Origin of the sequence: Mycolicibacterium pulveris, assembly GCF_010725725.1 — a bacterium.
Taxonomy (GTDB): Bacteria; Actinomycetota; Actinomycetes; order Mycobacteriales; family Mycobacteriaceae; genus Mycobacterium; species Mycobacterium pulveris.
In genome coordinates this window covers 1,632,024-1,657,451 of record NZ_AP022599.1, presented here as the reverse complement: position 1 = coordinate 1,657,451, position 25,428 = coordinate 1,632,024, and the positions used below count along the sequence as shown (strand labels likewise).

25 protein-coding genes are annotated in these 25,428 nt (G+C 68.1%); 15 read left to right on the top strand and 10 right to left on the bottom strand.

Going from position 1 to position 25,428, the window contains the following annotated elements; translation table 11 throughout:
- Nucleotides 1–69: 69 nt before the first annotated feature.
- Nucleotides 70–1,356 (top strand): isocitrate lyase, encoded by a 1,287-nt coding sequence (gene aceA, locus G6N28_RS08210; RefSeq protein WP_163899233.1) that lies wholly within the window; start codon nucleotides 70–72, stop codon nucleotides 1,354–1,356.
- A 307-nt stretch (nucleotides 1,357–1,663) separates the two neighbouring features.
- Here aceA and G6N28_RS08205 read toward each other — a convergent pair whose 3' ends face one another.
- Together G6N28_RS08205 and G6N28_RS08200 are read right to left on the bottom strand one after the other, a co-directional pair.
- Complete coding sequence (locus G6N28_RS08205; RefSeq protein WP_163899230.1) at nucleotides 1,664–2,509, bottom strand: polyphosphate kinase 2 family protein; 846 nt, start codon at nucleotides 2,507–2,509, stop codon at nucleotides 1,664–1,666.
- 21 nt (nucleotides 2,510–2,530) lie between these two features.
- Nucleotides 2,531–3,229, bottom strand: coding sequence for a TetR/AcrR family transcriptional regulator (locus tag G6N28_RS08200; protein ID WP_163899227.1), 699 nt, complete (start codon nucleotides 3,227–3,229; stop codon nucleotides 2,531–2,533).
- 103 nt (nucleotides 3,230–3,332) lie between these two features.
- On the opposite strand from G6N28_RS08200, the gene G6N28_RS08195 reads away from it, so the two are divergent.
- The 9 genes from G6N28_RS08195 (at nucleotide 3,333) to G6N28_RS08155 (ending at nucleotide 10,933) form a co-directional block, all read left to right on the top strand.
- Nucleotides 3,333–4,661 carry a DUF445 domain-containing protein gene (locus G6N28_RS08195; protein ID WP_179962040.1) on the top strand — a complete coding sequence of 443 codons (1,329 nt, stop codon included), beginning with the start codon at nucleotides 3,333–3,335 and terminating at the stop codon, nucleotides 4,659–4,661.
- A 90-nt stretch (nucleotides 4,662–4,751) separates the two neighbouring features.
- Nucleotides 4,752–5,165, top strand: a complete 414-nt coding sequence (locus G6N28_RS08190) for a helix-turn-helix domain-containing protein (RefSeq protein ID WP_163899224.1) — start codon at nucleotides 4,752–4,754, stop codon at nucleotides 5,163–5,165.
- 68 nt (nucleotides 5,166–5,233) lie between these two features.
- Entirely contained in the window at nucleotides 5,234–5,854 is a 621-nt protein-coding gene (locus G6N28_RS08185) for a heparin-binding hemagglutinin (protein ID WP_163899221.1), read from the top strand.
- Between the two features lie 48 nt (nucleotides 5,855–5,902).
- Complete coding sequence (locus G6N28_RS08180; protein ID WP_046752623.1) at nucleotides 5,903–6,184, top strand: DUF2516 family protein; 282 nt, start codon at nucleotides 5,903–5,905, stop codon at nucleotides 6,182–6,184.
- A complete protein-coding gene (locus tag G6N28_RS08175) occupies nucleotides 6,184–6,600 on the top strand; it encodes a DUF2599 domain-containing protein (protein WP_407664942.1) in 417 nt (138 codons plus the stop codon). Before G6N28_RS08180 ends, G6N28_RS08175 begins: the two co-directional genes overlap by 1 nt.
- 2 nt (nucleotides 6,601–6,602) lie before the next feature.
- The gene (gene deoC, locus G6N28_RS08170; RefSeq protein WP_163899217.1) at nucleotides 6,603–7,301 is read left to right on the top strand and encodes a deoxyribose-phosphate aldolase; all 699 of its coding nucleotides are present in this window, start codon (nucleotides 6,603–6,605) and stop codon (nucleotides 7,299–7,301) included.
- Nucleotides 7,302–7,351: 50 nt separating this feature from the next.
- On the top strand, nucleotides 7,352–7,645 hold the full coding sequence (locus G6N28_RS08165; protein WP_128108109.1) for a hypothetical protein: 294 nt from the start codon (nucleotides 7,352–7,354) through the stop codon (nucleotides 7,643–7,645).
- Nucleotides 7,587–9,233, top strand: a complete 1,647-nt coding sequence (locus tag G6N28_RS08160; protein WP_163899214.1) for a S53 family peptidase — start codon at nucleotides 7,587–7,589, stop codon at nucleotides 9,231–9,233. Before G6N28_RS08165 ends, G6N28_RS08160 begins: the two co-directional genes overlap by 59 nt.
- Nucleotides 9,230–10,933 carry a zinc ribbon domain-containing protein gene (locus G6N28_RS08155; protein WP_163899211.1) on the top strand — a complete coding sequence of 568 codons (1,704 nt, stop codon included), beginning with the start codon at nucleotides 9,230–9,232 and terminating at the stop codon, nucleotides 10,931–10,933. Before G6N28_RS08160 ends, G6N28_RS08155 begins: the two co-directional genes overlap by 4 nt.
- A gap of 4 nt (nucleotides 10,934–10,937) precedes the next feature.
- Here the strand turns inward: G6N28_RS08155 and G6N28_RS08150 are convergent, their stop codons facing one another.
- Both G6N28_RS08150 and G6N28_RS08145 read right to left on the bottom strand, forming a co-directional pair.
- Nucleotides 10,938–11,843: an LmeA family phospholipid-binding protein gene (locus G6N28_RS08150; RefSeq protein WP_163899208.1), complete on the bottom strand. Its 906-nt coding sequence runs from the start codon at nucleotides 11,841–11,843 to the stop codon at nucleotides 10,938–10,940.
- Nucleotides 11,840–12,667, bottom strand: coding sequence for a carbon-nitrogen hydrolase family protein (locus tag G6N28_RS08145; RefSeq protein WP_163899205.1), 828 nt, complete (start codon nucleotides 12,665–12,667; stop codon nucleotides 11,840–11,842). The genes G6N28_RS08150 and G6N28_RS08145 overlap by 4 nt, the downstream gene beginning before the upstream one ends.
- Before the next feature lie 95 nt (nucleotides 12,668–12,762).
- On the opposite strand from G6N28_RS08145, the gene G6N28_RS08140 reads away from it, so the two are divergent.
- Genes G6N28_RS08140 through G6N28_RS08120 form a run of 5 tightly spaced genes read left to right on the top strand, consistent with a single transcriptional unit; the run spans nucleotide 12,763 to nucleotide 18,043 of the window.
- Nucleotides 12,763–14,367, top strand: a complete 1,605-nt coding sequence (locus G6N28_RS08140; RefSeq protein ID WP_163899202.1) for an AMP-binding protein — start codon at nucleotides 12,763–12,765, stop codon at nucleotides 14,365–14,367.
- Between the two features lie 10 nt (nucleotides 14,368–14,377).
- Nucleotides 14,378–15,214, top strand: a complete 837-nt coding sequence (locus G6N28_RS08135) for a mycofactocin-coupled SDR family oxidoreductase (protein WP_163899199.1) — start codon at nucleotides 14,378–14,380, stop codon at nucleotides 15,212–15,214.
- Between the two features lie 14 nt (nucleotides 15,215–15,228).
- Nucleotides 15,229–16,443 carry a CaiB/BaiF CoA transferase family protein gene (locus G6N28_RS08130; protein WP_163899195.1) on the top strand — a complete coding sequence of 405 codons (1,215 nt, stop codon included), beginning with the start codon at nucleotides 15,229–15,231 and terminating at the stop codon, nucleotides 16,441–16,443.
- Complete coding sequence (locus G6N28_RS08125; RefSeq protein ID WP_235674503.1) at nucleotides 16,440–16,853, top strand: Zn-ribbon domain-containing OB-fold protein; 414 nt, start codon at nucleotides 16,440–16,442, stop codon at nucleotides 16,851–16,853. Before G6N28_RS08130 ends, G6N28_RS08125 begins: the two co-directional genes overlap by 4 nt.
- Entirely contained in the window at nucleotides 16,850–18,043 is a 1,194-nt protein-coding gene (locus G6N28_RS08120; protein ID WP_163899192.1) for a thiolase family protein, read from the top strand. The genes G6N28_RS08125 and G6N28_RS08120 overlap by 4 nt, the downstream gene beginning before the upstream one ends.
- A 4-nt stretch (nucleotides 18,044–18,047) precedes the next feature.
- Here the strand turns inward: G6N28_RS08120 and G6N28_RS08115 are convergent, their stop codons facing one another.
- Genes G6N28_RS08115 through G6N28_RS08090 form a run of 6 tightly spaced genes read right to left on the bottom strand, consistent with a single transcriptional unit; the run spans nucleotide 18,048 to nucleotide 25,316 of the window.
- Nucleotides 18,048–19,487, bottom strand: coding sequence for an MCE family protein (locus G6N28_RS08115; protein ID WP_163899188.1), 1,440 nt, complete (start codon nucleotides 19,485–19,487; stop codon nucleotides 18,048–18,050).
- Complete coding sequence (locus tag G6N28_RS08110; protein ID WP_163905973.1) at nucleotides 19,487–20,722, bottom strand: MCE family protein; 1,236 nt, start codon at nucleotides 20,720–20,722, stop codon at nucleotides 19,487–19,489. Before G6N28_RS08110 ends, G6N28_RS08115 begins: the two co-directional genes overlap by 1 nt.
- Nucleotides 20,723–20,724: 2 nt before the next feature.
- Nucleotides 20,725–22,050 (bottom strand): MCE family protein, encoded by a 1,326-nt coding sequence (locus G6N28_RS08105; RefSeq protein WP_163899186.1) that lies wholly within the window; start codon nucleotides 22,048–22,050, stop codon nucleotides 20,725–20,727.
- A gap of 2 nt (nucleotides 22,051–22,052) precedes the next feature.
- Nucleotides 22,053–23,108 carry an MCE family protein gene (locus tag G6N28_RS08100; RefSeq protein ID WP_163899183.1) on the bottom strand — a complete coding sequence of 352 codons (1,056 nt, stop codon included), beginning with the start codon at nucleotides 23,106–23,108 and terminating at the stop codon, nucleotides 22,053–22,055.
- Nucleotides 23,101–24,129 carry an MCE family protein gene (locus G6N28_RS08095; protein WP_163899180.1) on the bottom strand — a complete coding sequence of 343 codons (1,029 nt, stop codon included), beginning with the start codon at nucleotides 24,127–24,129 and terminating at the stop codon, nucleotides 23,101–23,103. The genes G6N28_RS08100 and G6N28_RS08095 overlap by 8 nt, the downstream gene beginning before the upstream one ends.
- Nucleotides 24,126–25,316, bottom strand: a complete 1,191-nt coding sequence (locus tag G6N28_RS08090) for an MCE family protein (protein WP_163899177.1) — start codon at nucleotides 25,314–25,316, stop codon at nucleotides 24,126–24,128. The genes G6N28_RS08095 and G6N28_RS08090 overlap by 4 nt, the downstream gene beginning before the upstream one ends.
- Nucleotides 25,317–25,428 lie beyond the last annotated feature (112 nt).

Sequence of the window (25,428 nt, the reverse complement as noted above, 5' to 3'; positions counted from 1 at the left end):
GGGCATGCTCGGATTATCACGACAGTTATGTCGCTCAGCTGTTAACAACTCTCACACATTGGAGGAACCATGTCGACGGTCGGTAAGCCGAGGTCCGCCGAAGAGATCCAGAAAGACTGGGACACCAACCCGCGGTGGAAGAACGTCACCCGCGAGTACACCGCCGAGGACGTGGTGGCCCTGCAGGGCACCGTTGTGGAGGAGCACACCCTGGCCCGTCGCGGCGCGGAGGTGCTGTGGAACCAGCTGCACGACCTGGAGTTCGTCAACGCCCTCGGCGCGCTGACCGGCAACATGGCCGTCCAGCAGGTGCGCGCCGGGCTGAAGGCCATCTACCTGTCCGGGTGGCAGGTGGCCGGTGACGCCAACTTGAGCGGTCACACCTACCCCGACCAGAGCCTGTACCCGGCCAACTCGGTGCCGCAGGTGGTGCGCCGCATCAACAACGCGCTGCTGCGTGCCGATGAGATCGCCAAGGTCGAGGGCGACACGTCGGTGGAGAACTGGCTCGCCCCGATCGTCGCCGACGGCGAGGCCGGCTTCGGTGGCGCGCTCAACGTCTACGAGCTGCAGAAGGCGATGATCGCCGCCGGTGTCGCCGGTTCGCACTGGGAGGACCAGCTGGCCTCGGAGAAGAAGTGCGGCCACCTCGGTGGCAAGGTGCTCATCCCGACCCAGCAGCACATCCGCACCCTGACCTCGGCGCGCCTGGCGGCCGACGTCGCCGACGTGCCGACGGTCGTCATCGCCCGCACCGACGCCGAGGCGGCCACCCTGATCACCTCCGACGTCGACGAGCGCGACCGTCCGTTCATCACCGGTGAGCGCACCAAGGAGGGCTTCTACCGGGTGAAGAACGGGCTGGAGCCGTGCATCGCGCGTGCCAAGGCCTACGCGCCGTACGCCGACCTGATCTGGATGGAGACCGGTACCCCGGACCTGGAGCTGGCCAAGAAGTTCGCCGAGGGCGTCAAGTCCGAATTCCCCGACCAGATGCTGGCCTACAACTGCTCGCCGTCGTTCAACTGGAAGAAGCATCTGGACGACGCGACGATCGCGCGGTTCCAGAAGGAGCTCGGCGCGATGGGCTTCAAGTTCCAGTTCATCACGCTGGCCGGCTTCCACGCGCTGAACTACTCGATGTTCGATCTGGCCTACGGCTACGCGCGCAACCAGATGAGCGCCTACGTCGAGCTGCAGGAGCGCGAATTCGCCGCCGAGGAGCGCGGTTACACCGCGACCAAGCATCAGCGCGAGGTCGGTGCCGGCTACTTCGACCGGATCGCCACCACGGTGGACCCGAACAGCTCGACCACCGCGCTGAAGGGCTCGACCGAAGAGGGGCAGTTCCACTGACGATGCGCGGCCCCCAGGCCGCGAGGAGGAAGTGGAACCCGAGGCTGAAGTCACTGACGATGCGGCCCCAGGCCGCGAGGAGGAAGTGGAACCCGAGGCTGAAGTCACTGACGATGCGCGGCCCCCAGGCCGCGAGGAGGAAGTGGAACCCGAGGCTGAAGTCACTGACGATGCGCGGCCCCCAGGCCGCGAGGAGGAAGTGGAACCCGGCGCTGTAGCCACTGAGCGGTTTCGCCGAGCGCACGGTTGTTGTACGCATACGTCGAGTAGACGCGTCAACAACCGTGCGTTCGCCGTTATAAGGGCGTCAGGTCTCCAGGAGCCGTCTGCGCTCGGCCTCGATATCGAAATCGGCTGGTGGCCAGGATAAATCGAGCCGTTCGAGGGCCTCGATGAGCAACTCGGTGACGGCCAGCCGGCTGTACCACCGCCGGTCGCACGGCACGACGTGCCACGGCGCGTACTCGGTCGAGGTGCGATCGAGCATCGCCTGGTAGGCCTCCTGGTACTTCGGCCACAGCTTGCGTTCGTCGACGTCGCCGGGGTTGTACTTCCAGTGCTTCGTCGGATCGTCCAAGCGCTCGAGCAGTTGCTGCTTCTGCTCGTCGAGCGAGATGAACATCGCGACCTTGACCACCGTCGTGCCACCGGCGACGAGTTCGCGCTCGAACGCGTTGATCTCGTCGTAGCGCGGCTCCCACACGTCGGGCGGCACGAGGTTGTGCACGCGCACGATCAGCACATCCTCGTAATGGGATCGGTCGAACACCCCGATGTGGCCCGTGGGCGGCAACGCCTTGCGGATGCGCCACAGGTAGTGGTGGGCCAGCTCCTCCTCGGTCGGCTTCCCGAACGCGGTGTAGCGCACACCCATCGGGTTGACCGCTCCCACAACGTGTTTGACGATGCCACCCTTACCGGCAGCGTCCATTCCCTGCAGCACCAACAGAATTGAGCGGTGGTCGCCGCGTGCTTTGTGGTTGGCGTAGAGCAGCTCCTGCAGTTCGGCCAGCCGGGCGCTGCGCTCGCTTTGCACCTCGGCGCCGTCGGCCTTCTTGCCGTCGAATCCCGGCGTGGCCCGCGGATCGACGTCGACGACCTTGTCACCGGGATTAAACCTCAGCAGGCGCGAGATCTCATTGGAGGAGGACATCGGTGGAAGCCAGCGCCGCGGCTAGTCCTTCGGCGGCAGCGCAGGCGACGGATGCGGCATCTGGCGGAACTTCTCCAGCGATCCGCCGACCTCGACGATGCCGCACAACGCATTCCACGACAGCATGGTCAGGTAGTCGATCAACTCGTCGGCGCTCATCCGCCGGTCGGTCATCCACGAGTGCGTAGCCAGCTGCACGCCGCCCACGGTGTGGTAGGCCCACGGCACCACGCCGCTGGTGTCCATGCCGACCGCGCTCATGCGGCGGCGCAACATCACCGCCAGCATCCGGGCGATGATCTGCTCGGAGGTGGCGACCGCCTTGCTCTTGCTCGCAGAGTTGTTGGCCATGACGAACTGGTAGGGCTCGGGTTCGGCGGCCACCGTTTCGACGTACACGCGGATGATCTCGCGCGTGAGCTCGTAGCCGTCAAGGTCCGACGACAGCGCCGCAGCCATATTGGGGATCAGCGTCGTCTGGGCGAACCGCATCATCACCGCGGTGGTCAGATCGTTCTTGTCGACGAAGTAGCGGTACAGCACCGTCTTCGAGACGCCGATCTCGGCCGCGATCTCGTCCATGCTGACGTTGCTTCCGCGTCGCCGGATGGCCTCCAAAGTGCCGTCGACCAGCTCGTTTCGACGTTCCACCTTGTGCCGATGCCACCGCCGCTTACGCCCATCGGTCTTGACCGCAACGGCCTCGTTCTGCTGTGTCACTTTCTCCGTGATCCGTTTCCGTTGTTATCCCGATAGTACGGCTGATCTTGACCGTGGGCGCTCGGACCGGTCGGCAGCCGCTGGCATAGCGGATGATGGTGGGGTGGCACACAGACCCGACACCGGCCGACGCGCCGTGACCCGGGATCGTCCCAGCTTCGCCGAGTCGCTGGCGGGCGCGGACAGCGTCGCCGACGCCGAGCGACGGCGCAGCCTACGCCGGATGAAGGTCGTCGCGCTGTCCTTCCTCGTCGGCGCCACCGTGATCTTCCTGGTCTGCACCTGGGCCCAGTCCCACGGTGCGCCCGGCTGGGTCGGCTACGTGCGGGCCGCCGCGGAGGCCGGAATGGTGGGCGCGCTGGCGGACTGGTTCGCGGTCACGGCGTTGTTCAAACACCCGCTGGGCATTCCGATCCCGCACACCGCGATCATCAAACGCAAGAAGGACCAACTCGGCGAAGGGCTCGGCAACTTCGTCCGCGAGAACTTCATGTCACCGGAGGTGGTGGCCACCAAGCTGCGCGACGCCGACGTCGCGGGCCGGCTGGGCAAGTGGCTGTGCGAGCCTTCGCACGTCGAACGGGTGGCAGCCGAAACCTCAAGGGTGCTGAGGGTTCTGGTGGAGATGCTGCGCGACGAGGACGTCCAGCAGGTGCTCGACCGGATGATCGTCAAACGCCTCGCCGAGCCGTTGTGGGGGCCGCCGATCGGGCGGGTGCTGGCCACGCTGCTGGCCGAACACCGGCAGGAAGCGCTGCTTCAGCTGCTCGCCGATCGGGCCTTCCAGTGGTCGCTGAATGCCGGGGACATCATCGAGCGCGTCGTCGAACGCGACTCGCCGACCTGGTCGCCGCGGTGGGTCGATCACCTCGTCGGGGACCGCATCCACCGCGAGCTGATGGACTTCACCGACAAGGTGCGGCGCAACCCCGACCACGAACTGCGACGCTCGGCCACCCGGTTCCTGTTCGAATTCGCCGACGACCTGCAGCACGACGACGCGACGATCCAGCGCGCCGAGAACGTCAAGGAACAGGTCATGGCCCGCGACGAGGTGGCCAGGGCCGCCGAGACCGCGTGGAGCGCGGCCAAGCGGATCATCCTCGAGTCGGTCGACGACCCGTCCTCGGCGCTGCGCACCCGCATCGCCGACTCCGTGGTGCACATCGGGGAGAGCCTGCGCGACGACGCCGAGTTGCGCGACAAGGTCGACGGCTGGATCATCCGTGCCGCCTCGCACCTGGTCGGTGAATACGGGGTGGAGATCACCGCGATCATCACCGAGACGATCGAGCGCTGGGACGCCGACGAGGCCAGCAGGCGCATCGAACTGCACGTCGGCCGCGACCTGCAATTCATCCGGATCAACGGCACCGTGGTGGGCGCAATGGCAGGCCTGGTGATCTATTCGGTAGCCCAACTACTGTTTTGACCTGCGCTAACTGCTGCTTGCAAAAGTTAGCACTCCGTCGTAGGGTAGGGGATGTCGCAATCCGGATACCCAACGCACGAGGGGGCTTGCATGCCGCAGGATGACAACCTTGCCGTCGTCGTGTCCAGCGCCGCACAGAACGCTGCACAGGACATCGGCACCTTCATCCGAACGCAGCGTGAGGCTGCACAGGTATCCGTGCGTCAGTTGGCCGAAAAGGCCGGTGTCAGCAATCCCTACCTCAGCCAGATCGAGCGGGGATTGCGGAAACCCTCTGCCGACGTGCTCAACCAGATCGCCAAGGCGCTGCGGGTCTCCGCCGAGGTGCTCTACGTGCGGGCCGGGATCCTCGAGCCCAGTGAGACCAGCGAGGTCCGCGACGCCATCATCACCGACTCGGCGATCACCGAGCGGCAGAAGCAGGTGCTGCTCGACATCTACACGTCGTTTTGTCAGCAGAACGAAGCCCTAGCCACTCAGGCAGACGAGGAGTCGACCGATTGACACATTTGGACTGACACCACCCCATCCGACGGACTGATCACAACCCAACTTCGAAAGGAATCACGACCATGGCGAAGAACACCCCGGCCAAGAACCAGCCGACCGTCGACGACCTGAAGGCTCCGCTGCTCGCCGCGGTGGGCGCCGCGGACCTGGCGCTGGAGCGAATCAACGAGATCGTCGCGACCCTGCGTGAGCGTGCCGGCGACGCCCGCACCGACGCCCGCAGCTCCGTCGAGGAGCGTCGCGCGCGCATCAACAAGCTGCAGGAGGAGCTACCGTCGCAGTTCGAGGAGCTGCGTGAGCGGCTGAGCAGCGACGAGCTGCGCAAGCTCGCCGAGACCTACGCGGAGGCCGCGCAGAGCACGTACAACAAGCTCGTCGAGCGCGGTGAGGTCGCCCTGGAGCGGCTGCGCAGCCAGCCGGGCCTCTCCGACGCCGCAGAGCGCGTCGAGGGCTACACCGATCAGGCCGTCGAGCTGACCCAGGAGGCGCTGGGCAACGTGGCAGCGCAGACCCGCGCGGTCGGCGAGCGCGCCGCCAAGCTGGTCGGCGTCGAGCTGCCGAAGAAGGCCGAGAAGGGGGCCGCGCCGGCCAAGAAGGCCGCCAAGAAGGCTCCGGCGAAGAAGACGCCCGCCAAGAAGGCGCCTGCCAAGAAGGCCGCGGCCAAGAAGGTCACCCAGAAGTAGTTCGGCAGAAATTCGCCCAGAGGGCGTAACCCGCATAGGCTTGACGGCGTGCAGCTCGAAGGCCTAGTGGGTTACGTCCTCTTCTTTTTGCAGATCGCCGTGTTGGTGACGGTCGTGTACGCGTTCGTGCACGCCGCCATGCAGCGCCCCGACGCCTATACGGCCGTCGACAAGCTGACCAAGCCGGTGTGGCTGGTGATCCTCGGAATCGGGGCGTTGCTGGCGTTGGTACTGGGAATCATGGGCACCGCCATCGCGGCCGTCGCGGCCGGTGTCTATCTGGTCGACGTGCGGCCCAAGATTCTGGAAGTCCAGGGAAAGTCCCGGTAGTGCGTGCGCTGCGGACGCTCGTCGTCGCGGCGGTCGGGACGTTGGGCGCGGTCGCGTTCGCGCCTGTCGCGTCGGCTGACCCGGCGGTGCCCGCCCCGCCGTACATCGACGACGTCGAGTGGGCGAAGTGGGGCGACCTGTCGAGCCTGAGGGTGTATCCCACCGAAGCCGGGCGCGAAACCGCCACCCTGGGCAGCCCGGTCGGTCCCGACGCGGCGTGGGCCGAGGTGCTGGCGATTTCCCCCGACGCCGATCTGCCCGGCATGAGGGCACAGTTCGAATGCCACTGGTACTACGCCGAGTTCATCGAACCGGGCAAGTCGAGCTGGAACCTGGAGCCGTGGCGGCCCGAGGTCGACTTCGACGCCATGGTCGCTGCGGGGTGCAACCCCGGCGGCACGGAAGAACCGTTCTAGCGGTGGGTGCCTACCGTCGCGCGGACGTGGCCGCGCTGGTCGATCACACCCTGCTCAAACCCGAGGCGACCGAGGCCGACGTCGTGCGGCTGGCCGACGAGGCCGCCCAACTCGGGGTGTACGCGATGTGCGTGTCCCCGTCGATGGTTCCGGTGGCGGCGCGGTCGCGGTCGGGGGCCCAAAAGGTCTGCGCGGTCGTGGGATTCCCGTCGGGCAAACATCTTTCGGCCGTCAAGGCGGAGGAGGCGCGGCTTGCGGTGGCGGCAGGCGCCGACGAGATCGACATGGTGATCGACGTCGGCGCGGCGGTGGCCGGCGACTTCGGAGCCGTCGGCGCCGACGTGGCAGCGGTGCGTGCCGCGGCCGGTGACCGGGTCGTGCTGAAGGTGATCGTCGAGTCCGCGGTGTTGCTGGCAGTCGTCGGAGAGCGCGCACTTACCGAGGCCTGTTCGGCAGCCGCCGAAGCGGGCGCGGACTTCGTCAAGACCTCGACGGGTTTCCATCCGGCCGGCGGGGCGACGGTGCGTGCCGTGGAGGTCATGACCGCCGCCGTCGCACCCCAGGTCGGGGTGAAGGCGAGCGGCGGGATCCGCACCGCGGCCGATGCCATCGCGTTGCTCGACGCGGGCGCGACGCGGTTGGGTCTCTCCGGGACACGAGCGGTACTGGAGGGAATCGAGTACGATCAGAGTGTTAATTGACGTCACAAACAATTTGCTGGTTTCAGCGAGCCCGCGGATAGGATCACGAGATGACTGAACAGAACCGTTGGCCTCGCCGGGTCGCGGCCGTCGCCGGCATGGGTGCCATCGTCGCCATGGGTGCGCTCACGGCGAGCTGCTCCAGCGAAGAGGAGCAGGCCCCCGAGACGACGACGACCACCACCACCACGACCGCCACGACGTCGGCCCCGGCGGCCCCGGTCTCGCCGACCGAGAAGGCGCCACGCATCGACCCCGGGCCGAATCCGTTCTCACCCACCGTCTATGCGCCGCCCGCCCCAGGTCCGACTCCTGGTCCCCACCACGGTCCTCGGGGGCAGTAGCCGCCGGGTCGCGGCCGTCGTCGGGGCCGCGCTGCTGATCGGGGCGTCGGCCGGATGTGCGCCACGCACTCCGGAGCTGATCACCGGCCCGTTTGCGGCGCTGCTGGCCAGTTCGACGGATCTGGGTCGGTCACGCGCCGCCGATGCCCAGCTCACCGTCGCGCTCGATGGGGCGGGCCGACCCGATGCGCTGATGAACTGGGCCGAGGCCCGCGACCTGCGGGTGCGATGGCGCCCCGGCGACGACTGGGCGATCGTCGAGGGCGCCGCGCAGGACATCGCGCGCGCGTTCGACGTGCCCGTTCGCGACTACCGCGGCCCGAAGGGGCAGGAGTTCTACGCGTCGCCTGCGCAGCCGTCGGTGCCGATGCCGTTGCGTGGATCGGTCACCGAGGTCGGCCGGATCATGAGCTACACGCCGCACCACACCAAGGTTTCCGGACTGGCACCCGGGTTCTTTCCGCTCGACGTGCCCAAAGGCGGGTTGACGCCGACGGGCCTGCTCGAGGTGTACAACGCGACACCGCTCGCCGATGCGGGCTTCACCGGCAAGGGCGCCACGATCGTGTTCTTCGCGTTCGACGGCGCTGAGCAGGACGACCTCGACATGTTCGCGGACACGTCCGGGTTGCCGCGGTTCACGCCGATCTGGGTGGGCGGGAAACCCGAAGAGACCCGCGGCGAGACAGCGATGGATCTGCAAGTGGCACATGCCATCGCACCCGACGCGCAGCTCGTGGTGGTCAACGCCCGACCGACCGTCGAGGGTGACGGCGCCTACGAGAAGATCGGCCGGCTGTTCGAGTCGGTCGACCGGCAGTTCCCCGGTGCGGTGTGGAGCCTGTCGATCGGGTGGGGTTGCGAAAAGCTGGTGACCGCAGCGGATCTCGCTCCGGTACATGCCGCGTTGACGGCCGCTCAAGACAACGGCACGTCGGCGTTCGACGCCAGCGGCGACAACGGTGGGCTGGAATGCAAGGGGGGCGACGAGTGGTCGTCGCCTCCGGGTGCGGACGACATCGGGCTGGACTCCATCGCGTCGCTGCCCACCATGACCGCGGTCGGCGGGACCACGCTGTCGACCGGACCGCGCGGTCAGTGGCGCGCCGAGCGCGCGTGGGTGGATTCGCCGCTGTCACATGGCAGTAGCGGCGGGGTGTCGCAGTTGTTCGACCGTCCGGAGTGGCAGAAGGAGCTGACGGTGGATCGCGACACCGAGGGCAGGCGGCTCTCACCCGACGTCGCCGCCGTCGCAGACCCGTTCACCGGGGTGCGGTTCATCTACAACCAGCGGGAGGTGCTCGGCGGCGGCACATCCCAGGCGGCACCGATCTGGGCCGCGCTGACCGTGCTGATGAACCAGTACATCGTCGCCAACGGGGGCCGCCCGCTGGGCAACCTCAACCCGCAGCTGTACCGGGTGGCCGCCGGATCGAACCTGCCCGGCTTCCGCGACGTGCGCCGCGGCGGAAATGCTGTCGACCTCGCCCAACCCGGCTACGACCTGGTGACCGGGCTTGGCAGCCCCAACACCTCCAACCTCGCGCGTAACCTGCTCGACCTGCAGACGGGAGTGGCGCCGCGGTGAGTTCCCGGGACGACGGTCGGGGCCGGCTGCGCATGGGTGAATACGCCGCGGCACCATCGGAACCCGTGTTGCGGCTGTCGGCGGCCAGTTCGTTGTTCCCGCGTCTGCCTCACCGCTCCCGCACACCGTTCCGGGTGGCGTTGGCCGCCGTGGTGGTGACGGCGATCGGCTTCGCCCTGCTGCGTTGGCAGGCGCCGCTGATCATGGTGTGCGCGCTCGGGGTGCCGCTGGTGTTCGTGCTGTACCTGTACGAGTCCGACGCGCATCGCGATCTGCCTGCGCGCTCGCTGGCGTTGACCACGGTGCTGGCGATCGGCATCGGTGTCGGGTGGGCGCGGCTGATCGGGGTGATGTTCGCCGACGCCTACGACATCGCGCTGTTCGGCCCCGAAACCGACACGCACGCCTATGTTCTCGGTGTCGCGATACCGACGGTGAGCGCGGTGCTCATGCTGGTCCCGGTGGCGGTGGTGCGGCTGATCCGCCAACCCGACCGGGAATCGTTGGACGGCTTTGCGCTCGGCGCGTGGAGTGCGCTCGCGTTCACCGCGGCGGCCACCCTCACGCGGATGGCCCCGGAGTTCGCGACCGGCATCACCGCTGAGGGCTGGCCGGTCAGCGGGCTGCTGACGATGGCCGGGATCGTGGGTGCGGCGATCCCGTTGACCGCCGCGGCAGTGGGTGGGCTGGTCGGTGCCGCGTTGTGGTCGGGGCGGACGCGGTCGATCGCCGTCAGTGTTCTTGTGGGGCTGGGGATTTACGCTGTCTCGGGACTGCTCGAGGTGTCTCCGCTGTTGCACGGTCAGCACTTCGCGCTGCACGTGGCGATCGCGGTGGTCGCGCTGCTGGCGCTACGCCTCGGGTTGCAGCAGATGCTGTTGCACGAACCCGACGACGACGCCGACCCGGACCGCCGTGTGCTGTGCGCGCACTGTGAGCACGTCGTCGCCGACACGGCGTTGTGCCCGAACTGCGGCGTGGCCAGCCTTGCGGCGTCGCGTGCTTCGCGCGCCGCGCGACGGGACACCACGGCCGAGCCGGTGCGTCAGACCAGCCTCACGAGGGTGCTCGCGGTGCTGGGTGCCGGTGTCGGCGTCGCGGCGGCGGGCGGTGCGGCCGTCGCCGCGGTGCTCACCCCGCCTCCGGTGGCGTACGTCTGCCCACCGGACTGTGGCCGTCCGCCGTTCGGGGAGCAGGTCGAGTCCAACCCGCGCTTCGTCGCCAGCGACGGTGCGTTCACGGTTCAGTACCCCGGTCCCGGAACGGCTTACGAGGCCACGCTGAATCCGGACGGGGTCAAGCTCGAGTTCGTCGGCGGCGACACCGGCACCCTGCACCTGTTCGGGATGCCCGCACACAGCCAGTCGCCGAAGCAGATCGCTCAAGACCTGATCCGAGAACGCTTTCCCGAGGCCGTCACCGACTACGAAATCCCCAACGCCATGGTGGGGTACGAACCCGGCTACGGCGTCGTCGTCGACGAATACCCGCAGGGCGCCAGCGGAACCTTCAGCCGGCTGCGGCTGATCGTCATGGTCGCCGTCAAGTACGACTACGCGTTGGTGGCCGCGGCGATCGGCCCCTACCGCGAGTTCACTCCCGACGACGGGCCCGGGCATCCGTCCGCGGCGAACCTTCAGCTCGCCATGGACATGGGCAAGTACGTCAACAGCTTCCGCTGGCGCGACCTGGACGGCTGAGACCCTAGAGCTGCGCGAAGCAGGGGTCTTGTTCGCCCTTCGGCATCGACGCGTTCTTCGTCGAGAACCGGCTCACCACACCGGCATCGGTGACCTCGACCGAGTCGGCGGAGATGCCCATCGGGTAGTTCTCGGTCAGCTGGGCGGTGAAGGCGTCCAGCGCCGGCTGCACGGCCTCGCGAGGCAGCGTGAAGCCCAGCCCGGTCAGTTGGGTGACCTGCAGCGAGATGCCGTCGTTGACGACCGTGGGTTTGGCCTTGATGCTGCCCAGCGCACCCTCCAGCTCGATGGTGCCCTCGGCCGGGTTGGTCGTCACGCCGTTGACGAACGCGCCGACGAGCGGGATCGAATCGGCGATCGTCTGCCGGATGCCCTCGGTCGTCCAGGTGATGTTCGCGACCAGCGAGCCGACCGAACCGCTCGAGGTGGCGGTGTCCTCGAGGCGCACGTCGTTGATCGTCAGGGTGACCTTCATGCCCTTGGCCTCGCGGACCTGGTTGCCCGCGGTCTCGATGTGGATGTTGGTGTAGTGCCCGGTCATGTGCTGCCACAGGAACGGGGGCATGACGCCGAATGAGGCGCTCGCCTGGTCCTCCACCACGCATTCCACGACGCTGGCCACCACGGTGTTGGCCCGGTTGCGCGCGTAGAGCTCACCGATGAGCACGCCGGCGAACGCCAGCGCCAGCACGATGACGAGCACGAGCACGATCGACAGCGGATCGCGCAACAGGTTGGTGAGCTTGCCCAGCAGCGACGCGTCCTCTTCAGTTGGCGGCCCCGGTGGCGGGGGCGGTCCCGGTGGTGGTGGCGGTGGTCCCGGTGGTGGTGGTGGCGGCCCCTGCGGGGGCGGGCCACTTTGCGGGGGCGGGCCTGCTGGTCCCGGTGGCGGTGGGCCTGGCTCAGTCATCCCCGCGATTCTGCCTTACCTGTCGAGAGGAACTCCGCGCGGTTGCTCATCACCGCGATGGTCTGGCGGGCCTTCTCGGCGGCGACCGGGTCGATGTCGGTGACCAGCAGCTGCGGGTCGGGACCCGCCGAGGCCAGCACCTCGCCGGTCGGTGAGGCGACCAGGCTGCCGCCCACCCCGGTGGGGCCGGCCGCCGCGATGTCGTCGCCGGGGTAGGCCTGGTCGACGGCGGCGACGTAGCCGGTGGTGTCGATCGCGCGGGCCCTGGCCAGCAGCGTCCACTGCGCGAGCTTGCCGTCGCCGCTTCCCCACGAGGCGTGCACGGTGCACAGTTGTGCTCCGCGGCGGGCCAATTCGACGTATAGCTCCGGGAATCGCACGTCGTAGCACAGGGTGAGGCCGACGGTGAGGCCGTCGACCTCGATGGTCACCGGCTCACGGCCCGGCGCGACGTTCTTGGATTCCTTGAAGCCGAACGCGTCGTAGAGGTAGATCTTGTCGTAGTGCGTGTCGATGTAACCGTCCGAGCTGGGGCCGGCCGCGATCAGCGTGTTGGTCACCCGCCCGTCGGGTGCCGGGACGAACATGCCCGCGACGACGACGACGCCGGCCCGCTCGGCGATGGCCCGCACGCCCGACGCCCACGGTCCGTCGAGCGGTTCCGCGACGGGCGCGAGCGGCACCCCGAAGCGGCACATCGTCGCCTCGGGAAACAACACCAGCCGGGCGCCCTCGTCGGCGGCGCGGCGGGTGTAGTCCTCGACCAACCCCAGGTTGGCCGAAGGTTCGGTGCCGCTGAGGATCTGCGCCAGCGAAATCCGCATGCGGCCAGCCTAGTTTGTCGTGATCGTGACCCTGTGGGGTCCAATAACTCCCATGTAAAAGTAGAATATGACTCTCGTAATGCGAGAGCCTTGCTATGGTGACACCTGCCCATCTGCCACCTGGACAGGGAGAGTCGGTGATCTGCAGTCGCGACATCCCCGCCGCGCTGCGGACGCGCTATGAGTCCGAGGGCTGGTGGACCTCGGACACCCTCGGAGACCTGCTGTGCGCGGCCCTGCAGTCCCGGCGGGACATGGTGTTTCGCGTCCACTCCACCGAGCGGCCGTACGCGGGCACCTACGGCGACGTCGAACAGGTGGCTCGTCGGTTGGCGGCCGGGTTGCGGGCCCGCGGCGTCGGGCCGGGCGACGTGGTGGCGTTCCAGCTGCCGAACTGGATGGAAGCGGCCGCGACATTCTGGGCCTCGGCGCTGCTTGGCGCGGTCGTCGTGCCGATCGTGCACTTCTACGGCCGCAAGGAACTCGGCCATATTCTCGGTACCGCGCGGCCCCGAGTGTTCATCACCGCCACCGAGTTCGGGCGGATGAAGTACCACCCCGACCTGTGCGGCGACGTGCCGGTCGTCGGCGTGGTGGGTTCGCGCGGGCAGGACAACTTCGAGGGCCTGCTCGCCGCCCAGCCGATGGCGGGCGTCGCGGAGACCGATCCGTCGGGGCCGGCCCTGATCGCGTTCACCTCGGGCACCACCCGCGACCCCAAAGGCGTTGTGCACAGCCACCAGACCCTGGGATGCGAGATCCGCCAGCTCGCCGCCAACCACGTGCACAACCCGGCGGGCAACCTGATGGCGCTGCCGGTCGGGCACTTCATCGGCATGCTCGGCGGGCTGCTGTGCCCGGTGCTGGAAGGCGTGCCGGTGCATCTGTCCGACGCGTGGGACCCCGCGGCGGTGCTCGCGTTGATGAAGAACGACGGAGTCGGCTTCGGCGGTGGCCCAACGTATTTCATCACCAGCCTGCTGGACCATCCCGAGTTCACCGACGAACACCTGCAGTACATGCCCTACCTGGGCCTCGGGGGCTCGGCCGTGCCTGCGGCGGTCACCCGCCGGTTGACCGACCTGGGTCTGGTGGTCACCCGGTCCTACGGAAGCACCGAGCATCCGTCGATCACCGGTTCGCGACCCGACGCGGCACTGGACAAGCGGCTGTACACCGACGGAAACGCGCGGCCGGGGGTGGAGATCCGGATCGCTTCCGACGGCGAGATCCTTTCCCGCGGGCCGGATCTGTGCCTGGGCTACCTCGACAACGAGCTCACCAGGCGCGCGTTCGACGACGACGGCTGGTATCACACCGGCGACATCGGGGTGCTCGACGAGGACGGCTATCTGACCATCACCGACCGCAAGGCCGACGTCATCATCCGCGGCGGCGAGAACGTCTCCGCCATCGAGGTGGAGGAGGTGCTGCTGACGATGCCGCAGGTGGCCGAGGCCGTCGTGGTGGCGGCACCCGATCAACGGTTCGGTGAGCGGGTCGTCGCCGTGCTCAGGGTCAGGCCGGGGGAGGCGATGCCGAACCGCGAGCAGGTGCGGGCCCACTTCGACGCCGCGGGGGTGGCGCGGCAGAAATGGCCCGAAGAGCTGCATCAGGCCGACGACTTCCCCCGCACGGCCAGCGGCAAGGTTCAGAAATACCTTGTGCGCCAGCAGGTTCAACGTACCCACACACTGTGAGGAGAGCGAAGTGACCGGACGGGTAGCGGGCAAGGTGGCCCTCATCACCGGCGCGGCGAAGGGCCAGGGTCGCAGTCACGCGGTCAGGCTGGCTCAGGAGGGCGCCGACATCATCGCCGTCGACGTCTGCCGCCACATCGAGGGCACGCCGGAACCGGGCGCCTCACCCGCCGACCTCGCCGAAACCGCCGACCTGGTCAAGGCGCTCGACCGGCGGGTGGTGACCGCGGAGGTGGACGTGCGGGACTTCGACGCGTTGAAAGCCGCGGTCGACGGCGCAGTGGAACAACTCGGCCGACTCGACGTCGTCGTCGCCAACGCCGGAATCGGCACGCCGGGCGCGATGCTCGACGAGATGGACGAACCGCGTTGGCAGCAGATGCTCGACGTCAACCTGTCCGGAGTGTGGAAATCGGTCAAGGCTGCGGTGCCGCACATCAAGGCCGGCGGCCGGGGCGGATCGGTGATCCTGACGAGCTCGGTGGGAGGCCTGAAAGCCTATCCGCACGTGGGCCATTACGTCACCGCCAAGCACGGCGTCGTCGGGCTGATGCGAACCTTCGCGGTCGAACTGGGGCAGTTTTCGATCCGCGTCAACTCCGTGCATCCGACCCATGTGGGCACCGACCTGCTGCTGAACGAGTCCACCTACAAGGCTTTCCGGCCCGACCTGGACAACCCGGGACCCGACGACATCAAGCCGATCTGCCAGATGTTTCACATGCTGCCGATTCCGTGGGTCGAGTCCGTCGACATCAGCAACGCCGTACTGTTTCTGGCATCCGACGAGTCCCGCTACATCACCGGCGTCCCGCTTCCGATCGACGCGGGCAGCTGCCTGAAGTAGCCGAAAGGCGGGCGATGACGCAGAGTGGCGCATTTGACGGGATCCGGGTGGTCGAACTGGCCCAGTGGGTCTTCGTGCCCGTCGCCGGCGCCCTGCTCGCCGATTGGGGAGCCGACGTGATCAGGGTCGAGCGGCTCGACGGCGACCCGTACCGCGGGCTGGCCACCCAGGGCATCGGTACCGATCGCGGCGGCGTCAATCTGTCGATGGCGCTGGCGAATCGGGGCAAGCGGTCCGTCGCGCTCAACCTGCGTGACCCTGGCGGCCTCGATGTGCTGCACGATCTGCTGGCGTCGGCGGACGTGCTGCTCACCAGCCTTCGTCCCGGCGCGCTGGACCGCTTGGGCCTGGGCGCGGACGCGGTGCGCGAACGCCACCCCCACCTGGTGTACGCCCGCGGGCACGGCTTCGGTGTGCGTGGGCCCGACGCCGACCAGCCCGGTTACGACAGCTCGGCGTTCTGGGCGCGCGGCGGGGTCGGCCACATGCTCACCCCCACCGAACGCGACTACCCGATCAGCCAGCGCGGCGCCATGGGTGACCGCAACGGCGCCATGGCGCTGGCCTTCGGCATCGCCGCGGCCCTGCTCAAGCGCACCCGCACCGGCACGGGTTCGGTGGTGGACGTCTCGCTGCTGGCGACGGCGATGTGGATGCTGTCCTCGGATCTGCTGGCCACCCTCAACGGCGGTGAGGCGCAGCCGGTCTCGGGTCGCGGCCCGATGGTCAACCCGCTGACGGCCACCTACCGCACCAAGGACGGCAGGCATGTCCAGCTGATGTTCCTGCAGGGCGACCGGTACTGGGCCGACTTCTGCCGCACCGTCGGGCGGCCCGAACTCGCAGGCGATCCGCGGTTCGTCGATCTCGCCGCCCGGCGTGTCAACGCGGCCGCCTGCGTCGCCGAACTTGACGCGATCTTCGCCGAACGCACGCTGGCGCAGTGGAAGGAGGTGCTGGCGAACCTGGATGCGCCGTGGGCGCCGATCCAGACGATCGCCGAAGTCGCCGAGGACCCGCAGGTGGCCGCCAACTCCTACATCGGCGATGTGGTCACCGACGACGGCACGACCTACCGGTTGCCCAGCGTCCCTGTGCAATTCGACGAGCATCCGCCTGCGTTGCGGCGCGCGCCCGAACACGGCGAGCACACCGAGGCGGTGTTGGAGGAGCTGGGATATGACTGGGACCGCATCGGCGCGCTTGCCGAGCGGGGCGTGATTCCGTGACATCGCACCGTCCGCTGCCGGTGCCCGACGAGACGTCGGCGCCGTACTGGGCGGCGGCCGCGCAACACGTCCTGACCGTCGCCCGGTGCGCGCGGTGCGCGGTGCTGACGACGCCGCCCGACGTCGTGTGCACCGCGTGTGGCTCCACCGATCCGTGCTACGAGTTCACCGCGGTCAGCGGTCGCGGGGTGGTGCGGTCGTGGACGGTGGTGCGCCAGGCGTTCCTGCCGGGCTTCGACGTGCCGTTCGTGCTCGTCGACGTCGAACTCGCCGAACAATCGGGCCTGCGGCTCGTCGGCCGCCTGCTCGACGGCGTCGATGCGGACCTACACCTCGGTGCGCCGGTACGGGTGGCGTTCGAGGACCTTTCCGACGAAATCGCCGTTCCCGCTTTCGAGTTGGCCCGATGAGCGTTTCCATGCGTAGCCGGGTCGCCGTCGTCGGCTATGCGCACAGCACGATCGAACGCCGCGCGAAACGTGCGCTGGGTGCGGTGGCGGTGGACACCGCACGCGCCGCCATCGCCGACGCCGGGCTGAGCCTGCAGGTGGTGGACGGCTTCGTGGGCTCTGCCATGTTGCCCAGCGCCGGCGGACATCAGCTTGTCGACGGCGTGACGATCGTCTCCCCGACCTGGCTGGCGCGCAGCCTCGGCGCGACGCCGGCCTACGTCGCCGGGTTCGACGGCATCGGCCAGCTCAGCGGCTCGGTGGGGATGGCGGTCAATGCGTTGATCAGCGGTGCCGCGGACTATGTCGTGGTGCACCGCGCGCTGCACAACCCGGCGGGCAGCTACCACGGCAACCCGATGCGGGACATCCGGGGAGCCGCGCAATGGTCGGCGCCGCAAGGGCTTTTCGGCCCGCTGGCGATGATCGCGCTGCCCTACAACGAGTATCTGCTGCGGTTCGGCGCGCGCCGGGAGTCGATGGCCGCGGTGGTGACCGAAGCCCGCAAGAACGGCGCGCGGCTGCCCTGGTCGTATTGGCGCGGCAGGCCGTTGACCACGACGGAGTACCTCGCCGAACCACAGTTGGTCGACCCGGTGTGTCGGCTGGACTGCGACATCCCGGTCGACGGCGTCGCCGCGTTCGTCCTCACCACCGCCGAGCGGGCGCGGGATCTGCCGCACCCACCGGTGTATGTCGCGGGCTACGCCAGCAGCGCCCCGCCGCCGCGCCGGCTGCCCATGCACTGGCCGCTGGACGACATCCTCGACGGCGGAGCGCACACCGCGGCCCGGTTGTGGCGCGGCACCGGTCTGAGCATCAAAGACGTTGACCTGCCCCAGGTTTACGACGGGTTCTCACCCCTGGTGTGGTTCTGGCTGGAGGTACTCGGCATCTGCCCGGTCGGCGAGGCCCACCGCTTCGTCGAGGCGGGCGGCATCGACGCCGACCGTCCCGGCGCGGTGCCCGCACTGTCGGGGGGTGGTGCGCTCGGCAACGGGCGCATGCACGGTGTGCCGCAGATGCTGGAGTGCTACCTGCAGCTGTCGCGGCGCGCCGGTGAGCGGCAACGTGACGCGTCGATCGCGTTGGCGTGCCAGGCCGCACCGCACTTCGGCGGTGTGGTGGCGTACTCGTCGGAACCGCTGTGACGAGTCAGCGCGGAAACAGATCCTGCCACGTCGCGGGCTGCCTGTTCAGGTCGGTCTGCTCATAGACCTGCCCGTCGCTACCGATGTAGCGCCCGGTGCGGGGGTCGTAAGGGACGGCGGCGGCATTCGGAGGTGGCGGCGGCGGCGTGCCTTCGATCGGAGCGAAGGTGTTGCTGTCGGGCAGCACCCGGTCATCGGGGAGCACACCCTGCGACACCAGGTTGGGATCGAACGGGTACGGCCCCAACACATGCTGGCGCATCGCCAACGGCTTGTACGGTTCGTCGCTGTTGCAGATCTCCACCGTCGGCGCCCGTTTCCCCGGCTTGCCCATGCACGGGTTGTTGCGCACCCCGCGCACGGCGATTGGTGAATCCTGCGGCAGCTTGCAGTACAGACCGTCGGGCGTGTCGATCACCGTCTCGTCGTCGGGTGAACGCCACTGCGACGGCGGCAGAAAACCCACCGTGCACGGCGGCGGATCACCGTTCATCAACGAGAAGCCGCCCAGCGACAGGCCCACCGGGTTGTTCAACTGTGAGAGCGAACCGAACCCGGCGACGTACGGCGGCAGCAGCACCAGCAGTTGTTCCAGCGACGGGTTGTACGTGACCCCGACCTCGCCGACCGTGGTCAGGTTGGCCAACAGCACCGGAAGCGTCGGCTTCACCTGCTCGAGCAGGCGTGCGATCTCGTCGGCGGCGCCGGGACCGGTGTTGAGCACGGTGCGGATCTCCGGATCGCTGTCGACGAGCTGGCCGGTGACCGCGCTGAGGCTGCGCGCCCAGATTCGCAGTGCCTCAGTGCTTTGCGCCTGCGAGTCGAGCAGCGGCTCGCTGTCGTCGACGAGGATCCGGGTGCGATCTGCGGTGGCGTTGGCGTCGGCGGCGATGCGCGCTCCCGAGTCCAGCAGCGAACCGACGTCGTAGCCGGCCCCGTCGAACGCGAGGAATGACTCGTCGAGCAGATCGGACAGCTTCTGCTTCGGCACGCTCTTGACCATCGCGCTCAGCTCGTCGAGCACCGGGCCCACTTTGAGCGGGATCGTGGTGTCCCGCCTTTCGATGACCGCGCCGTTCTCCAGGAACGGGGGCCCGCCAGCGCGGGGAACCAGGTCGACGTACTGCTCGCCGACGGCCGACACGCTGCGGACGTGGGCCTCGACGTCGGCGGGGATGCGCGGCGAATCCGTGAGTGAGAGGGTCGCGGTGGCGCCCGAGGCGGTCGGCTCGACGCTTGACACCTTGCCGATCTGCACGCCGCGGTAGGTGACGTTGCCGAACCGGTACAACCCGCCGGTGCCCTCCAGTTGCACGGTCACCGTGATGTGCCCGATGCCCAACCACGTCGGCACCTGCAGATAGCCGAACACCATCACCGTCATCGCGATCACCGACGCGACGGTGAACACGATGAGCTGGGTGCGGACGATCCGGCTGAGCATCAGCTCGCTCCGGCGGGGTACGGCCCGGCGAAGATCGTGGATGTCGGCGGCGGCGCCTGCGGTGCGGCCGGAAGCGCCGATGGCGCAGCGGGCTCCGGGGCGGCATTCGGAAGGGGTGTGTCCACCGGCACGGGCGGAGTCACACCCACATTGAGCGGTTCGTAGGTGTAATTGAGGTGTACCGGATCGCCCGGTGCGGGAACGAAGTCGGCGTTCGGGTCGCCCCATCGGGTACCCAGGAACAACGAGCGCTTGAGCCGCGGCACGGTCAGGTCCATGGCCGCGAAGATGTTGATGTAGTCGCCGCGGATGGCACGGTCGATGAAGTTCTGCGAGAACGGGTAGGTCGGCAGGTAGGCCACCACCGTGCCGAGGTACGGGCCGACGTCGGCGAGCGCCTTCAGCGTCGGCTCGAGATTGGTCAGGTTGCGCACGAGGTCGTCCTGGGTGGAGTTGACCAGTTCGGTTGCGGTGTCGCTGAACTCGCCCAGCTTCTGCATCGCGGTGACGAACTGCGCACGTTCCTGCAATAGGACGTCAAGCGCCGGCGGTACGGTGTGCAGCGCGTCGGTGATGTCGGAACGCTGCGCCGCCAGGACAGCGGTGAGTCGATCCAGCGCCTCGACGGATGCGGCGAATCGATCCCGTTGCTCGTCAACGGTTCCCACGAACGTGTCGAGCCGGTCGATGAGATCGCGTACGTCAGCCTCTCGGCCGGACAGCGCGGCGGCGGTGCTGTGAACGAAATCACCGACCTGGCCGAGCCCGCCGGCGTTCACGACCACCGACAACGACGACAGCGTCTGCTCCGTGGACGGGTACGTCGACGACCGATCCAGCGTGATCGTCGAACCCGGCTGCAGTCGGCCGGTGGGTGATTCGCCGATCGGCGGATCGAGCGCGACGTGCATCGAGCCCAGCAGGCTGGTCTGCCCGACGGCGGCGACGGCGTTGGCGGGGACCACGGTGTCGGGCTTCACCCGCACCTCGACCTCGGCATGCCAGTCGACGACGTCGATGGCCCCGACACTGCCCACCACCACGTCGTCGATCATCACCGGCGAATTCGACTCCAGCGTCCCGACGTTGGCGATCTGCACGTGATAGACGTCGTTGCCGGGTCCGCTGGCCACCGCACCGGGAAGCGGAAGCGTGTTCACCCCGCCGAACCCGCACGAGGTGAGCGTCACCGCGGCGCAGATCCCGGCCGCGGCGCTTCGACGTAAGGCACGCATGTTCACGATGGCGGTGACCCTCCCGGAACTTCGGCAGGCAACAGCACGTCCTGCAGCGAGGGCGGGGCCTGCGGCGGCAGGAAACCCGGGGGCGGCGCCACGACGCCCGCCCCGGTGTAGGCCGACACCGCCGGCGGTGGCTCCGGCGGATCGGCGCCGCCGCCCCCGCCGGGCGCGAGCGCGGGATCGGCGTAGGCCACCTTGTCCGGGGTGTAGGACGGCATCAGGAACGGGTTGATCGGCGGCTGCGGCAGGATGTTGAAGTTGAGCAACCGCAGCGCGGGCCCGAGGTATTGGGCGCACAGCTTGCCGGTCTCGGGCGCGGTGACGTTGGCGATGCCGCCGATCGCGCCGCACAGAAACGCGACCGGGTTGGAGAAGTTGGTGAGCACGAACGTGCCGAGCGCACCGGGAACGTTCGGGTTGAGGATGTGGTAGGAGTTCGCGAACGCCGTAGGGGCGACGTGCAGGATGTTTTCCACGTCGGACCGATGGTCGACCAGCACCTGGGTGACGTTGGCGAGGCGTTGCACCTGATCGGCGGTCTTGTCCCTGGTGCCCGCGATGAAGCGCTTGATCTCGCCGACCGCCACGCCCAACTCCGCGATCGCGGCCTCCAGATCGCTTCTGCTGTCGGCCATCACGGTGCTGAACGTGGCCAGCCGGTCCCCGAACAGCACGATGTCGTCGCTGCTGTCGCGTAGCGCGGTGACGAAGGTCTGCAGGTTCTCGATGGTGGCCACGATGTCGCCGCTGCCGTCGGACAGGGTGCGCGCGAGCTTCGAAAGCACCGCGAAGGTCTCCCGCAGCTTGGCGCCGTTGCCGTCCATGGCGTCGGCGGTGGCCTCGATGAACCGGCCCACCGAACTGCTCGACAGGGTGCTGTCCGGTCCGAGTTCGGTTGCCAGCCTGGACAGTTGCTCCTTGACCTCGTCCCATTCGACCGGAACCGCGGTGCGCGACTGGTCGATGACCGCGCCGTCGGGCAGCTGCGGCTCCCCCTCGCGGTACAGCGGCGCCAGTTGCACGTACCTCGCGGCGACCAGGTTCTGCGCGACGATGACGGCTTTGGCGTCGGCGGGGACCCGCACGTCGTGATCCACCTCGATGGTGACCTCGGCCCGGTCGGGCTGCGGGGTGATGGACCGGATCCGGCCGACCTTGACCCCGACGATGCGGACGTCGTCGCCCGGATACAACCCGGTGGCCGAGGAGAAGTAGGCCGTGATGATCTTCGGTGCGAAATACGTCTGGTGCACCACCAGCGCGGTGCCCGCGACCAACATGACGATCAGCGCCGCGAGCAGGACAACCTTCGACCGCGTCATCGCTAACCTCCCGGAATTCCGTTGCGCGGCCACGGAAACAGTGCGCGCGGCATGTGCGGATCGTTGGCCCGGAAGCCGAACGCGTAGTCGAAGAACGGCTGCAGCAGCTCGGGAGGTATGAGGTTGGGCACGTAGGCGCTGTAGTAGGGGCCGCTGGACACCGCCTCGCTGGTGGTGATCTCGAACTTCTTCAGCCCCGGCAGCGCCGCCGAGAGGCTGTCGCGGTTCTTCTCCAGCATCGCGGTCACCGCGTTGAGCCGATCAAGTGTCGGGGCCAGTTCGGCTTCGTTGTCTTTGACCAGGCCCGTCAAGTGCCTAGCGACCGCGCTGGTGTTGGCGAGCAGTTCGCTGATCGCCTGCCTGCGTTCGACCAGCACCGCGAGCAGGTCGTTGGCGTTGAGTATCAACGTGTTCAACTGGTGGCTGCGCTGGGCGAGCACATCCGTGACCGCGGCGGCGTTCTGCAAAAGCCTGCCCAGCGTTTCGCTGCGGCTGTTCAATGACCGCGACAGCCGGGTGAGCCCGTCGAAGGTGGGTCCCAGTGTCGGGGCGATCTGGTCGAGGGTGGCCGACAGCGTGTCGAGCGAGTGGTTCAGCGTGGCGGTGTCCGTCGCGGCGACGTTGGTGGTCAGGTCGTTGACCGCCTCGTTGAGCGAATAGGGCGAGCCGGTCCGGGACAGCGGGATCATGTCGCCGGGCTTCATTGCGGTGCGGCCGTCGGGTTCCAGCGTGAGGATCCGCGCACCCAGCAGCGTTCCGGTCCTGATGTGCGCGGTGGTCTGATCCCCCAGGCGCACAGTGTCTTTGACGACGAAGGTGACGACGGCGCCGTTTCGGCCGAGTGCGACGTCGGTGACGGTGCCCACCTTTACGCCGGAGACCTTGACCTCGTTGCCGGGGCTCAGCCCGCCGGCCTCGGCGAACTCGGCGTGATACCTGATCGCGGTGGCCCACGACAGCAGCCGTTCGGGTTGCAGCCCGACGGCGACGACCAACACCATGAGCACGACCCCGATGAAGCCCGCCCGTTTCAGGTTGGCGCCGCGGTACTTAAGCATCCGGTTCGGCACACCTTCCGTCTCGTTGCTTGATCCACGGGAAGACAGCGGTGCGGCCTTCAAGATCGGTGACACGCACGGTGATACCGCACAGGTAGTAGTTCACGAAGCTGCCGTAGGAGCCGACCCTCGCCAGCTTGCGGTAGTTCTCGGGGGCGCGTTGCAGCGACACCTCGATGAGGTCCTTGTCCTTCTCCAGCAGCGGGGCCAGCCGGTGAAGTTCGTCGACGGTGCCTGCCAGCGGGGGACGGGCCTCGGACAGCAGCTGTGTGACCGACGCCGTACCGGCGCTGAGCGCGCTGACGGCCTCGCCGATCGTGTTGCGGTCGGCCGCCAACTCCGAGGTCAGCCGTTCGAACCGATCCAGCGCGCCCGAGAACCGCTCACCTTCCGCGCCGAGGGTTCCCAGCACCGCTTCGAGGTTGTCGACGAGGCTTTCCAGCGCGATGTTGTTGTCGGCCAATGTGTTCGAGAAGGACGAGGTCCGGCTCAGCAACGACTGCAAGGCACCGCCCTGGCCTTGGAAGATCTGCACCAACGCGTTGGTGAGCGCGTTGACGTCGTCGGGATTCAGTCCCCGGATCACCGGTTTGAGCCCGCCGAGCAGCAGATCGAGGTCCAGCGCCGGCTGGGTGCGCTCGGCCGGTATCTCGGTCCCGCTCGGCAACACCTGGGTGGATCCCGGGCCGTCGACGAGTTCCATGTAGCGGTCGCCGACGAGGTTCAGGTAGCGCACCGCAGCGCGGGTGCCGCTGGTGAGCACCACGCCCTCGTCGGCGTCGAACCCGACCACCACCGTGTTGTCGGGCTGCAACGTCACGGTGCCGACGGTGCCGACCCGGACCCCGGCCACCCGCACCGAATCACCCGGCTCCAGGCTCGAGACATCGGCGAAGACCGCCGAATAGCTTCGGGTGGAACCGCTTCGGAACTCGCCGAAGATCAGGAACAGGCTCGCGGTCAGAACCGTCATGACCGCCGCGAAGGCGCCGAACTTGAGGATGGTCCGCGTCAGGCTCATCCGGGCTGACCCCACTGTGCGGTGTTGCGCGGCGGACCGTCGATCGGGCCGAACAACCATTGCTTGAGGCCATCGGAGTTCAGCAACAGGCCCTGGTTGCCGTACCGGGTCGGGTCGGTGCCGACGTCGGCGACGACCTTGGGCGGATACGTGTTGAACTTCAGCGGCAGCTGCCCCTCGCATTGCGGTCCACCGGTCGCGGCGACCTTCGGCAGGTCCTGCGGATAGCGGTAGCGCTCCAGCCCCAACGTCAGGGCACCGAGGTCGTTCACGCCGGGCACCGGCGCGGGCGGCTTGAGCGCGAACGCGATGACGCCCGTCAGCGAACAGGTGAGGGCCTCGTGGTACTCGTTGGTCAAGTCGGTGGTGGGCACCATCAGCCGCATCAGTTCGGTGAGCGCTTCTCGATTGCCGCCGATGACGTCGTCGCCGATATCGGCCAACCCGATGCTGGACACCAGAAACCGGTCGAGAGCCGAGTGCTGGTCCACCAGCGAGCGGCTGATCCGACTGGCGTTGTTGACAATCGACATCAGATCGGGTGCGGCATCGGCGTAGGCGGTGGCGACATCGGGGAACGCCTGCAGTTCGCGGCTCAGCGCGGGTAGGCTCGGCTCGATCTTGGCGAGAAAGGCGTTGAAGTCGCTGAGCGAGCGGCCGAACGTTTCACCGCGGCCGCTCAGCGCTGTCGACATCGCGCCGAGAGTTTCGTTGAGCTTGGTCGGATCCACGTGCTGCAGAACGGCGTTGAGATCCTCGAAGATCGTGTTCACCTCTACGGTCACGCGCTCGGAATCGAGCACCTGTCCCGCGCGCAGCGGTACCAGCGACGGATTCCGCGGGGGAACGAACTCGACCGATTTGGCGCCGAACACGGTGTTGGCGCCGATCTCGACATCGACGTTGTCGGGCAGCAGGCCCATCCGGGCCGGATCGATCGCGAGCGTCAAAGCGGCGCGGCCGTCCGGCCGCTCGGTGATCTCCGAGACCGTGCCGATCTGAGCCCCGTTCAGCTTGACCCGCGCACCGGGATCCATCAGCAGACCGGCCCGGTCGGTGAGCACCGTGAGCGGCACCGTGGCGGTGAAGGCGCCGTTGAACATCGCGATCGCCAGCGCGACGACCCCGGCCACGCCGAGCACCGCGACCAACCCGGCGAGCAGCCGAGGCTTCAAGCCGGGACGCATAAAGCGTTCAGCGACTTGCTAGCGGTGACCAAGGGCTCCCCCTAAGATGTGACCGAAATCTCACACTTGTAGTGACGAGAAGAGTACACAGCGAATATCAGAACCTCAAGAT